Genomic DNA, 12,396 nt, shown 5'->3' with positions numbered 1-12,396 from the left:
TCGGGTCGAGGGGAATCGCGGGATCGAGGGGATCGCCGGGATCGAGAGGGATCACCGGGTTGCGGGGAGTCGTCGGGGGGAGGGGGATCGCGCGTCGCAGGCTATCCGGATCGAGGGAAGCCTCGGGCGAAGGGGTGGCGAAAAGGACATCGGGGGGTGTCAGAAGGGTCAGCCGTACGCGCCGCTGCCGCAGGCGACGTGGCCGCCGATCATGGCGAAGATCCCCAGCAGGGACATGATCTGCGAGAAGTCGTCGGTGGTGAACTCCGTGTGGCGCGGGCCCGCCGCCGTCACCCCGGGGATGATCGCGCATCCGGCGGCGATGGCGGTGGAGTTCCACTCGACCCCGAGGGTGAAGGGCGGCTCGGGGGCGTGGAGGCGGAAGTCGGCCACCCGGTCGAGCGCGCGGGCCGCGGCCTCGCGGATGCGGGCGTGGGCGACGGCGGGCGGCAGAAGCTCGGCGGCGAACCTGTCGACGCCCTTCTTGACCGCGACGGTCTCCACGTCGCCGAGCAGCTCCCTGGCCTCCTCGCAGACGGCCTCGTCCCCGGTCACCAGGATCACCGGCACGCCGAGCGTCCCGGCGAAGGAGGCGACGAGACGGGTCTCCCCGCAGACCTCGCCGTTGAGGTAGATGTTGTGGATCTCCTTGCCCATCCAGGTGTGGTTGAGCACGCCGTGCTGGACACCGGCCCGCGCGTGGTAGCCGACGAAGCAGGCCGCCCGGTGGCTCGCGTCCAGTCCCTGCCCCATCCGCAGCGGCTTGCCGGGGCCCCGCAGCAGGGTCGCCCGCTCGTCGAGCAGGTCGATCCTGAGGTTCTTGGTCGAGCCGTGGGCGTCGTTGACGCGCACGGCGGTGGCCCCGGCGTCGAACACCCCCTCGACGACCGCGTTGGCGTCGCCGGTCATCAGCTCGCAGCCGCGCTCGTAGCCCCGGCCCCCGGCGTGCATCTCCTCGGGGTCGGTCAGCCCGGTGACACCTTCCATGTCGACCGAGAGGTAGACCTTCACGTCATCCCCCATGTCTCGACGCGTCGCGCCTCTTCCTCGCTCATGAAACCGATCTCCCCGTCCACGAAGTCGTGAACCTGCTTGCGCCACGGTTCGGGAATCTCCGCGACCGCGGACGGGTAGCAGCGGTCCAGCCAGGCGGTGGACGACTCGGTCGCGCGGAGGTACCGGGCCGCCGCGGCGAAGACCGTGTCCTCGATGCCGGGCACCCGGGCGCAGCCGTACTCGATCATCTCCTGACCCCCGTACGGGGGCGGTTCCTGCCACTTGCGGGCGACCGGGCGGCCCGCGGTGATCGTGGTGCGGAGCGGGCGGCGCTCGACGGCGGCCTGGATGAGCTCCTTGTACAGGCACTTGCCGCAGGTCCCGCAGGGGCCGCCCACCCCGCGCAGGCACCAGCGGAGCTGCCCGCGCAGCTCGGAGTTCAGGGCGAGCCGCATCGTGACGGCCTCGCTCACCCCCCCCACCGGGAGCACGATGTGCAGCCCGGCGGCGGCGAACGCCCGCCCCCAGGCGCCGTGCGGGGCCCACATCAGGTTGTCGGGCGTGTAGCGGTGGATGTAGCGGGCGCCCCCCAGCCAGCGCGACCCCAGCTCGTAGCCGAAGGCCAGGCCGCCCAGGTCGAGCTCGTCGGCCATCAGCAGCGCGCCCGCGGCGACCGCGTGGTGCTCGGGGTAGCCGGGACGGGGCTCGGCGAGGGTGAACTCCAGGTCGGAGCGGACGACGGTCAGCTCGCGGCCGGTCTTCTCGGCCAGCGAGGCCAGGACGTCCGAGCGGTAGTGGGTCCACCGGTTGGGCACGCGCGGGTGGGAGACCCGCTGGAAGTGCACGAACGGCGCGTCGGGCAGCATCGCGGCCACCGCGACCGAGTCGGCCCCGCCGCTGTAGGAGATCGCCAGCCTGCCGCCGGACCGCGGCTGTGTCCCGGTGGGACCGGCAGGACCGGCAGGACCCGCATGGACCCCCCAGCCGTCGCCGATCGCCTCGGCGAACTCCGGCGAGATCGGCCGGTCGAAGGTGACGCGGCGCCGGGTCCACGGCGCGATCACGGTCCACGCGGCGAGGGCGAGCAGGTCCGGGTGGATGTCACGGGGCGCCCGCGGCAGCTCGACCCTGAAGGTGTTCGTGGCCAGCTTCAGCGGCGCGCCGTCGGCGCAGTGGCCGGTGACGCCGTCCTCGGGGTCCAGCCGGAACTCCAGGTGCCAGGTGCCGCCGTCGGCCGTCCAGGCCACTCTCACGCGCCGCTCCCCCTGCCCGCCGTGCCCCCGATGCCCGCCGTGTCCGCCGTGCCCCCGGCGTCCGCCGTTCCTCCGGTGGCGCGGTCCACGGCCTGCCAGAGCAGCACCTCGTTCCGGAGCACCCCGTCCAGCGCGACGGCGGTCTCCTGGGCCAGCCGGTGGGCGTCGTCCCAGCGCCCGGCCCGCGCCGGGTCGAGTTTGACCCCGGCCACCTGCGCGCGCAGCTCGACGACCTCCGCGCGCAGCGAGGTGACCTCCCTGGCCAGCGTCTGGACCTCCCAGAGCGCGTCCTTGACGTCCTGCCGGTGGTCGGCCCTGGAGATGTACCGGGAGTCGAACCAGCCGAGAACCGCCCGCCGCAGCGGGGCGGGCACCAGCGCACGCTTCACCAACCGCACCATAACTCGGCACGATACCGGCAATTCCTGATCAGCCAGGACCAATCCCTACAAGCTCCATCCGGCCCGGCGGGCCGGTCAGCGGCCGGTGAACTCGGCCTTCGACCTCTCGGAGAAGGCTCGCATGCCGATCCCCGCGTCGTCGGTGGCGAACAGCCCGGAGAACTGCAGGCGCTCGATCTCCAGGCCGGTGTCGAGGTCGGTCTCCAGGCCACGGTCCACGGCCTTCTTGGCGGCGCGCAGCGCCAGGGCGGGACCTCCCGCGAACCGGGCGGCGTACGCGAGGGCCTCGGTGTACGCGTCGTCGTCGGGGACGACCCGGTCCACCAGGCCGATGCTCAGCGCCTCGGCGGCGGACACGTGGCGCCCGGTGAAGATGAGGTCCTTGGCCCTGGCCGGGCCGACCAGCCGGGGCAGCCTCTGGGTGCCGCCCGCCCCGGGGATGATGCCCAGCAGGATCTCGGGCTGGCCCAGCTTGGCCGACTCCCCGGCGATCCTGACGTCGGCGCACAGCGCCAGCTCGCAGCCGCCGCCGAGCGCGTAGCCGGTCACGGCCGCGACGACCGGCTTGCCGATCCTCGCGACGGCGGTGAAGCAGTCCTGCAGGACCTGCGAGTGGACCGCCATGTCGGCGTACGACATGCCGGCCATCTCCTTGATGTCGGCCCCGGCCGCGAAGACCTTCCCCCCGTAGAGGACCACGGCGTACACGTCGTCGTCGGCGTCCACCTGCCGGGCGCACTCGGCGATCTCCAGCTGGACCTGCCGGTTGAGCGCGTTCATCTTCGGCCGGTCGAGCCTGATCGTCGCGACCCCGTCGGCCGCCTCCACCCGCACGAACTCACCCATGGACGTCCTCCCGCCTTCCGCCGGGACCCGCGGGCCGCGCCGGGGTCCGCCGCGCCGCGATCCCCGTCGATCACGGCGCCGCGAACCACCTTAGGGCGCGTCTCAGTTGACGGGCATGGCCAGGTCCCTGCTCTCCCCGGCGTTCCTGTCCGAGTCCTCCCTCGCCCGCCTCGGCAGCCCGGCGATCGTCCTGCGGTAGATCGCCTCGTACGCGCGGGCCATCACCTCCACGCCGAAGAAGCGCTCCACGCGGGAACGGCAGGCACGCGGGTCGAGCGTGCCCGCCGCCTCGATCGCGGCGGGGAGCTCCGAGGGGTCGCTCCGGATGAATCCGGTGACCCCGTCCACGACCACCTCGGGCACGGCGCCCCGGCAGAGGGCGACCACGGGCGTGCCGCAGGCCATGGCCTCGATCATGACCATGCCGAACGGCTCCTCCCAGACGATCGGGAAGATCAGGCACCTGGCCGCCGCCAGCAGCTCGTGCTTGCGCGGGGTGTCGGCCTCGCCGACGTACTCGGCGTCGGCGCCGAGCCGGGGCCTGACGTACTCGTCGAAGTAGTCGTACTCGATCTTCTCGGTGAGCTTGCCGGCGAGCAGGATGCGCCGTCCCGCGGCGCGGGCGGCGTCGATGGCCAGGTGGGCGCCCTTGTCCTCGTTGAACCGGCCCAGCCACAGCGCCCAGTCCTCCTTGCGCTCCCTGAAGGAGAAGGCCGTGACGTCGACCGCGTTGTGGACCACCCCCGCCCAGTTCAGGTCGGGGGCGATGCGCCGCTGGGCCTCGGAGATGGCCACCATCGACACGGTGGCGCCCAGGACCCGGTAGTACTCGCCGTACTCGCCCCCCACCTCCCCGTGACAGGTGATCACCGTCGGGACGGTCTGCGCGGGCGCGGTCAGCGGGCCGGCCAGGGTGTGGTCGTGGATCACGTCCACCACGAGCTTCGAGGTCATCGCGTACGCCTTGGCGGCGTGCAGGACCTCGGGCAGCGGCTCGCCGATCCGCTCCGAGGGCGCCCGCCCGTAGGTGCTCAGGAAGCGCGCGGAGGTCCCCGCCCGGCCCGCCCCGATCAGCGTGATGTCGTGCCCGCGCCGGGTCAGCCCGGCGACGAGCCCGGCCACCACCGACTCGATGCCCCCGTAGCCCAGGGGCGGCACGTCGTACCAGGGCGGCGCGACCATCAGAATGCGCATGCCCTCCGACCATCCCGGAACATCTCTCGAAGAAACCATGGCCACCTCACAGAAAAGACACGGAACCGAAGAAGACAGGAACCTGGAAGAACGCGGAATCAGAAAAGGCGCGGCCCCGGAAGGACGCGAGAGAAACGATCAGTGGACCTGCCGCAGGGCGGCGTTGAGCGGGCTGCGCGGCTCATTGATCAAGGTGATCCCCTCGGGCAGCCCGGCCACGGCGGCACCGTCCGGGCCGACCTCGATCGTGACCCGGGAGCCCGCGAGCGGAAGTCCCTGGATCCGCAGGCCCTCCAGGCCGACGGGATCCAGCCACACCCGCCCGTACGGGATCCACGGCTCGAAGCGCAGCAGGCTCCTGATCAGCTGGATGGGACTCGCCGCGGCCCACGCCTGCGGGGAGCAGGAGGTGGGGTACGGCACCGGCCAGGTGAACTCGGCCCGGTCGAACCCGCAGAACAGCTCGGGCAGCCGCCAGCCGAAGACCTCGGCCGCGTCCAGCAGGCCGAAGGCGATCCGCTGGGCCTCGCCCGTGAAGCCGTAGCGCATCAGCCCGGCCGCGATCAGGGCGTTGTCGTGCGGCCAGACCGAGCCGTTGTGGTAGCTCATCGGGTTGTAGGCGCCCATGGTGGTGGCGAGGGTCCGCACCCCGTACCCGGTGAACATCTCCGGCGAGAGCAGCCGCTCGGCGACGTGGGGGGCCCGGTCCTCGTCGACGATGCCGGTCCACAGGCAGTGGCCCATGTTGGAGGCGAGGCTGTCGATGGCGCGTCCCGCGCCGTCGAGGCCGATGGCGTAGTGGCCCCGGTCCGGCAGCCAGAAGCGCTCGTTGAAGGCGTCCCTGATGCGTTCCGCGCGGACCGTCCACTGCCCCTCCAGGGCGTTGTCGCCCATCTCGTGGGCGAAGTGGGCGCGGGCGATGTAGGCGGCGTAGACGTAGCCCTGGACCTCGGCCAGGGCGATGGGAGGGGCGGCGATGGTGCCGTCGGCGAAGTTGACGCCGTCGAAGGAGTCCTTCCACCCCTGGTTGATCAGCCCGTGGTCGGTCTTGCGCCGGTAGGACAGGAACGGGTCGGAGGATCTGCGGATCCAGTCGAGGGCCGCGTCGACGTGCGGCATGAGCTCCTCGACGGCGCCCCCGTACATGCCCCACCTGCGCAGCTCGCCCATGACCATCACGAACAGCGGGGTCGAGTCCACCGAGCCGTAGTAGGCGCGGCCCGCGTGCGGCGAGGCGCCGCTCTGCGTGCCGAATCGGAGCTCGTGCAGGATCTTGCCCGGCTCCTCCTCGGTCAGCGGGTCGTCGGCGGTGCCCTGCAACCCGGCCAGGCGCCTCAGGGTGCCCAGTGCCAGGCACTGGTCCATCGAGAGCGCCATCCACGAGGTCAGCAGCGAGTCGCGGCCGAACAGGGTCATGAACCACGGCGCGCCCGCGGCGATCGTCGGCGCCTCGTCCGGCTTGCCGGGCTCGAAGAGCCGCAGCGCGCCGAGATCCGCCTTGGAACGCTCCAGAACCTTGGTCAGGACGCGGTCGGAGGTGACGATGATCGGGCTGAGGCGCTCCCAGTCGGCGCGCCGCCTGGCGGGCTCCGCGTGCTCCAGCGGACGGTGAGTGGAGAACCACGCGGGCGACTCCTCACCGTCCAGGATCGGGTTGACCTGCAGGCTGGCGCTCCACTCACCCCGCGCGGGCACGACGACGCGGAAGATGAGCACCCCGGGCACGGCGAACGGTGACGGCTCGGCCACCACCCTGGTGCCGCGCGAGCGGCAGGCGGAGAAGATCAGCAGTCCCGTCCTGTCGGCCGTCATCTCCACGTCGGTCACGTACCGGATCCGGCCGGCCTTCACCTCGAACAGGTCGGCCACGTCGGAGGCGACGTGGATGTCGATCACGCATCCGGCGGGCTCCCCGGACAGGTTGCGCAGGGTCAGGTCCTCGCGCAGGCCGCCCCCGACGTAGCGGTCCCTGATCACGAGCAGGCTGCCCTCGGCCCGCCCGGGGCGGGGGGCGGCCCTGCCGAGGAACATCGCGTGGTAGGGCTCGGCCGGAAGCACCCTGAGCGCCTCCACGGGCAGCTCGTCCACCCTCAGCTCCCAGCGCGACAGGATCCTGGTGTCGGCGTGGTAAACACCCTGCGCCCCGCCGGGAAGGATGTCGCCGTTACGGGCGCACACGCAGAAGGAGCCGCCCTCGACCAGCGTGACCGTGGTGTCGCCCAGCGCGCCCGGCTGGCCCTCGAAGGTCCATGCGTCCACTGTTCTCTCCAGGGTGTACAAGATGTCGGCTATATAGCCATTCCCGCCACAAACAAGAAAGAACTATGTAAAAGAAGTATATTGTCGCACTTTGCCACATAAGAGGGATTTTGTCCGAGTCGATCCGGCACCCGTCCCCCGAGGCCGCCCACCGGCGGAACCACACACCCCTCCCCGGCCGTGCCCGCACTCCCCATACGACAAAAGCCGCGAAAGACGGATCCTGTGCGACCGGTTGGAGTCACAACCACAAAGAACCTGGCATACCTGAACTTGAACCGATAGTAGTCATTCAATTACTTACAGTGACCGTGAAAGGGAGGATGTCGTGCCAGGGATGAACCGGCGAGGGTTCGCCAGGTTGGCCGGGCTGGGCGCCGTGGGAGCGATGGGCTCGGCCGTGGAACCGGCGGTCGCGGCGGCGGTCTCGCTCACGGACCCGGCCCCCGCACGCACCGGGAGGGAGCCGCGCGACGCGAGGCGCTGGGACACCTGCACCCGGGTGGCCCGGGATCTGTTGCTCGTCGGCGAGGACGGCTCGGACCTCAAGCTCGAATACCTCAAGGTGCTGATCGACAAGGGCCTGCCCAGGACCCGCTCCCCCAAGAAGATCCTCGTCGTCGGCGCCGGGATCGCCGGGCTGGTGGCCGCGACGCTGCTGAAGCGGGCCGGGCACCGGGTCACCGTCATCGAGGCCAACGGCAACCGGATCGGCGGCCGGATCAAGACCTTCCAGACCGGTTTCGCCGACCGGCGGCAGTACGCCGAGGCGGGGGCGATGCGCATCCCCGACTTCCACCCGCTCACCCTGGCCCTGATCGACAAGCTCGGCATCTCCCGGCGCCTGTTCTACAACGTCGACGTGCGGCCGGGCGACGCGGCGAGCGGCCCGACACCGCCCGTCGTCTACACCCCGCGCCGCGGCCCGGTCTGGCGCTCCGGCCCGTCCCGGGGGGAGTTCACCGCGCCGGAGCGGGCGAACCACACCCTGATCCGGGTCAACGGCATCACCCAGCGCCGCGACGAGTACGCCAGGAACCCGCGCGAGATCAACGCCTCGTTCGGGCTGCGGGACGGCAGGACCGCGGGCAGGATCCTGGACGACGCGCTCGACCCGGTCAGGGACTACTTCTCCGTCGTCCGCGGCGGGACGCGGGTCGACAAGCCACTGCCGGAGCTGATCGAGGGCTGGGCCCGCGTCCTGTACGACTTCGACGACCACTCCATGAACCGCTTCCTGCGTGAGCACGCCCGGCTGAGCGACGCGGCGATCGACGCCATCGGCACCCTGGAGAACCTGACCTCCCGGCTGCCGCTGTCGTTCATGCACACCTTCCTGACCCGGAGCCTGGTCAATCCCTCCGCGACCTACTGGGAGATGGAGGGAGGCAGCCGGGAGCTGCCGTACCGGCTGGCGCCGGGGCTGCGCGGCGACATCCGGATGGACCGGCGGGCCGTGCGGATCCGGCACACCGCGCGGGGCGTCCGCGTCGAGACGGTCACCGAGACGGGCAGCACCGAGTCCGCCTCCAGGCCGCAGGGCAGGGGCGAGACGTTCGAGGGAGACCTCGCGATCATCACGATCCCGTTCTCCGCGCTGCGCCACGTGGAGATCACCCCGGCCCTGCCGTACCCGAAGCGGCGCGCGGTGATCGAGCTGCACTACGACTCCGCGACCAAGGTGCTGCTGGAGTTCCGCAGGCGCTGGTGGGAGTTCGACGAGCGGGACTGGCGGCGTGAGCTCGGCTCCCGCTACCGCCCGGGGCCCGCGGCCCACGTGACGGGCGGCGGATCGGTCACCGACAACGCCAACCGGTTCGTCTACTTCCCGTCCCATCCGGTGCGCGGCAGTGAGGGCGGCGTCGTGCTGGCCAGCTACGCGTGGGCCGACGACGCCTCCCGCTGGGACTCCATGGACGACGCCGAGCGCTACGGTCACGCGCTGCGGGGGCTGCAGGAGGTGCACGGGGAGCGCATCTCCGAGTTCTACACCGGCCACGGCATGACCCAGAGCTGGCTGCGCAACCGCTACGCCTTCGGCGAGGCCGCCGTCTTCACACCGGGCCAGATGACCGAGATCCACCCCGCCATCGCCGCCCCCGTGGGGCGGCTGCACTTCGCGGGTGAGCACACCTCGCTGAAGCACTCCTGGATCGAGGGCGCCCTGGAGTCGGCGGTCCGCACCGCCCTGGAGGCCAACGCCTGACCCCTCACCCCTCACCCCTCACCACGGGGTTTCTCCGCGTGGCCCGCGGCACCGACCTCCGCGGGCCACGCGCCACCGGGGCGCCGTACGATCAGGCGCGCTCCGGGGTCACGGCGCCGGGAACCTCTCTCGGGCGCCAGGGATCGAGTGCTCAACCCTACCCACCTCACCACGCAACGTGTCGGCACGCGGACACTTCAGAAAAGCACCGGTGTCGCGACGCCGTCCGTGGACGTCGTACGCGAAGACCGTGTGCGAGACCCCGCACGGCCGCTCACCCCCTCACCCCGCGGGAACGCGAAGACCCCCGCGCCCCTCGCCGGAAACCGGGAGGAGCACGGGGGTCCCGCCGTCCGGCGCGCGCCGGACGGTCACGTGGTCAGCGCAGGGTGCCGTTGGTCATGCCGACGGGCTCCTCGGGCACCGCGACCAGGCCGAGCTCCGAGGTCGACGCCACCAGCGGGTGGTCGGGAACGACCCGGACGGTGTAGCCGAAGGGCCCGGTGCGGTCGAGGGGGATGGTCCCGGCGAAGACGGCCCTGCCGTCGTCGCCCTCGGACTCGACGGTCAGGTCGGCGTAGGAGGGGGCCGCCAGGTCGTCGTGGTCGCCGACCCGGCCGTAGGCCGCCTGGACCCGGATGTCCCCGGGCTCCAGCTCGCCGAGGGCGATGGTGGCCTTCAGCTCCACGGACGTCCCGAGCTCCGGGGTGCTGTCGCCCAGGCCCGAGGCCTCCACGTGCTCGACCCGCACGCCCGGCCAGGCCCTGCCGACCTTGAGCTTCCACGCCGCGAAGCCTCTGGCCTGCTCGTACCCCTCCCCGGAGAGGGCACGGGCGGACCTGGCGGCCGGCGCGTAGAGGTCGACCACGTAGTCGCGGAGCATCCGCCCGGCGAGCACCTTGGGGCCGAGCGAGGCCAGGGTGTGCCTGACCATCTCCAGCCAGCGCCGGGGCAGCCCGTCGGCCCGGTCGTAGAACCGGTCGGCCACCTCGTGCTCGATCAGGTCGTACAGGGCGGCGGCCTCGAGCTCGTCGCGGCGGTCGGGGTCGGCGACGCCGTCGGCGGTGGGGATGGCCCAGCCGTTGGTGCCGTCGTACCACTCGTCCCACCAGCCGTCCCGGATGGACAGGTTGAGCCCGCCGTTGAGCGCGGCCTTCATCCCGGACGTGCCGCACGCCTCCAGCGGGCGCAGCGGGTTGTTCATCCACACGTCGCAGCCCTGGACGAGCAGCTGGCCCAGGGCCATGTCGTAGTCGGGCAGGAAGACGATGCGGTGCCGCACGTCCTCGGAGTCGGCGAACTTCACGATCTGCTGGATGAGCTTCTTGCCGCCCTCGTCGGCCGGGTGGGCCTTGCCCGCGATCACGATCTGCACCGGCCTGGCGGGGTCGAGCAGCAGCGCGCGGAGCCGGTCGGGGTCGGACAGCATCAGGGTGAGCCGCTTGTAGGAGGGCACCCGGCGGGCGAAGCCGATGGTGAGCACCTCGGGGTCGAGGGCGTCGTCGATCCAGCCGAGCTCGGCCTGCGAGGCGCCCCGGTTGATCCACGACTGGCGGAGCCGCACGCGGGCCGCGACGACCAGCTTCTCGCGCAGCCGACCCCTGATGCCCCAGACGTCTCCGTCGGAGATCTTGCCGATGCTCTCCCAGCCCTGGGCGCGGTCGACCAGGGTGGGCAGCTCCCTGCCGGCCAGCTCCATGATCTCCCGGCCGACCCAGGTGGGGGCGTGCACGCCGTTGGTGATGAACCCGATCGGGACCTCTTCGGTGTCGAAGCCCGGCCACAGGCTCTGAAACATCTCCCGGCTCACGGCGCCGTGCAGCTCCGAGACGCCGTTGACCCGCTGGGCCAGCCGCATGCCCATCGCGGCCATGTTGAACTTGCCCGGCTCCTCCTCGGCGCCCAGCGCGAGGATGCGGTCGACGGGGACCGTGGGCCACGCGTTCTCGCCGCCGAACTGGCGGCCGATCATCTCCGCGGGGAAGCGGTCGATCCCGGCGGGCACGGGGGTGTGCGTGGTGAAGACGGTCCCGGCCCTGACCGCCTCCAGGGCCTCGTCGAAGGAGAGCCTGGCCTCGGTGAGCTCGCGGATGCGCTCCAGGCCGAGGAAGCCGGCGTGACCCTCGTTGGTGTGGAACACCTCGGGCTCGGCGTGCCCGGTGACCCGGCAGTAGGCGCGGATGGCGCGGACGCCGCCGACACCGAGCAGCAGCTCCTGGAGCAGCCGGTGGTCGCCGCCGCCGCCGTACAGGCGGTCGGTGACGTCGCGGGCGGCGGTGTCGTTCTCGGCCACGTCGGAGTCGAGCAGCAGCAGCGGCACCCTGCCGACCTGGAGCACCCAGACCTGGGCGTGCAGCGTGCGGTGCTCGGGGAGGCTGATCTTGATGCGTACCGGGGTGCCGTCCTCCTCCCGCAGGAGGGTGAGCGGCAGGCCGCCGGGGTCGAGGGAGGGATAGTGCTCCAGCTGCCAGCCCTCGGGCGAGAGGGACTGGGTGAAGTAGCCGTGCCGGTACAGCAGGCCGACGGCCAGGATGGGCACGCCGAGGTCGCTCGCGGCCTTGAGGTGGTCACCGGCGAGGATGCCGAGCCCGCCCGAGTACTGCGGCAGGGCGGCGGCGATGCCGTACTCGGGAGAGAAGTAGGCGATGGCCTTGGGGGCGTCGGACATGGTCTGGTACCACCGGGGGGCGGTCATGTACTCGCGGAGATCGTCGGCGGCGTCGGCCAGTCGCCTCAGGAAGCGGCGGTCGGCGGCCAGCTCGCGGAGCCGGTCGGCCTGCACGGCGCCCAGCAGGGCGACGGGGTCGTACCCGACACGCCCCCAGATGGCCGGATCGACCTCGCCGAACAGATCCAATGTCTCCGGGTGCCATGACCAGCGCAAATTGAGGACGAGCTCGCCGAGGGAGGCCAGCTCCGGCGGCAGGACGGTGCGGACGGTAAACCTGCGGATTGCTCTCACGGTGCCAGACCCTAGTTACTCAGCGCCACGAGGGCGACCCCAACACTCACGCGTCTCCCTCTCACCGCTATCAATCCACCCCAAACACATCAAAGGCAGGTGATCGACTGTTAGGGCGACTCGCGGAAGAGTAAGAGGTGCCGCACTCTATCCAGAGGGACGCATGAAGCTGGACTATTGGGGCACCGGACATACGAGCCAGAACATGCCGCCCTCGGGAACCGGCCGTCCCATCAGGGCATGCTCCCGCTTGCCCCGAGACCGGCCGCCCGGGGATGC

8 protein-coding genes are annotated in these 12,396 nt (G+C 71.6%); 1 reads left to right on the top strand and 7 read right to left on the bottom strand.

The annotated features are described in order from the left end of the window. Positions 1 to 168: 168 nt before the first annotated feature. The 6 genes from ACVCAG_RS03715 to ACVCAG_RS03690 all read right to left on the bottom strand — a co-directional run bounded on the left by ACVCAG_RS03715 (position 169) and on the right by ACVCAG_RS03690 (position 6,949). Entirely contained in the window at positions 169 to 1,023 is an 855-nt protein-coding gene (locus ACVCAG_RS03715) for a M55 family metallopeptidase (RefSeq protein ID WP_440084525.1), read from the bottom strand. Beyond that, positions 1,008 to 2,249, bottom strand: coding sequence for a DUF6395 domain-containing protein (locus tag ACVCAG_RS03710; protein WP_447189442.1), 1,242 nt, complete (start codon positions 2,247 to 2,249; stop codon positions 1,008 to 1,010). Before ACVCAG_RS03710 ends, ACVCAG_RS03715 begins: the two co-directional genes overlap by 16 nt. Next, positions 2,246 to 2,638 (bottom strand): hypothetical protein, encoded by a 393-nt coding sequence (locus ACVCAG_RS03705; RefSeq protein ID WP_440084523.1) that lies wholly within the window; start codon positions 2,636 to 2,638, stop codon positions 2,246 to 2,248. The genes ACVCAG_RS03710 and ACVCAG_RS03705 overlap by 4 nt, the downstream gene beginning before the upstream one ends. An 87-nt stretch (positions 2,639 to 2,725) precedes the next feature. Beyond that, entirely contained in the window at positions 2,726 to 3,496 is a 771-nt protein-coding gene (locus tag ACVCAG_RS03700) for an enoyl-CoA hydratase/isomerase family protein (RefSeq protein ID WP_447189441.1), read from the bottom strand. A gap of 102 nt (positions 3,497 to 3,598) precedes the next feature. After that, positions 3,599 to 4,690, bottom strand: coding sequence for a glycosyltransferase (locus ACVCAG_RS03695; RefSeq protein WP_440084521.1), 1,092 nt, complete (start codon positions 4,688 to 4,690; stop codon positions 3,599 to 3,601). Positions 4,691 to 4,828: 138 nt separating this feature from the next. Further along, complete coding sequence (locus ACVCAG_RS03690) at positions 4,829 to 6,949, bottom strand: amylo-alpha-1,6-glucosidase (protein WP_440084520.1); 2,121 nt, start codon at positions 6,947 to 6,949, stop codon at positions 4,829 to 4,831. A gap of 337 nt (positions 6,950 to 7,286) precedes the next feature. Here ACVCAG_RS03690 and ACVCAG_RS03685 point away from each other — a divergent pair, with 337 nt between their 5' ends. Next, the gene (locus tag ACVCAG_RS03685) at positions 7,287 to 9,155 is read left to right on the top strand and encodes an FAD-dependent oxidoreductase (RefSeq protein ID WP_440084642.1); all 1,869 of its coding nucleotides are present in this window, start codon (positions 7,287 to 7,289) and stop codon (positions 9,153 to 9,155) included. Positions 9,156 to 9,534: 379 nt separating this feature from the next. Here ACVCAG_RS03685 and glgP read toward each other — a convergent pair whose 3' ends face one another. Next, on the bottom strand, positions 9,535 to 12,117 hold the full coding sequence (gene glgP, locus ACVCAG_RS03680) for an alpha-glucan family phosphorylase (RefSeq protein WP_447189440.1): 2,583 nt from the start codon (positions 12,115 to 12,117) through the stop codon (positions 9,535 to 9,537). Between the last annotated feature and the right edge of the window lie 279 nt (positions 12,118 to 12,396).

Source organism: Streptosporangium sp. G12, assembly GCF_052983175.1.
This window is presented reverse-complemented; position numbering and strand designations above follow the sequence as displayed.

Bases quoted from the DNA above. Each gene is read 5' to 3' on its own strand.
- ACVCAG_RS03715 (WP_440084525.1), bottom strand. From the start codon at position 1,023: ATGGGGGATGACGTGAAGGTCTACCTCTCGGTCGACATGGAAGGTGTC.
- ACVCAG_RS03700 (WP_447189441.1), bottom strand. From the start codon at position 3,496: ATGGGTGAGTTCGTGCGGGTGGAGGCGGCCGACGGGGTCGCGACGATC.
- ACVCAG_RS03695 (WP_440084521.1), bottom strand. From the start codon at position 4,690: ATGCGCATTCTGATGGTCGCGCCGCCCTGGTACGACGTGCCGCCCCTG.
- ACVCAG_RS03685 (WP_440084642.1), top strand. From the start codon at position 7,287: ATGAACCGGCGAGGGTTCGCCAGGTTGGCCGGGCTGGGCGCCGTGGGA.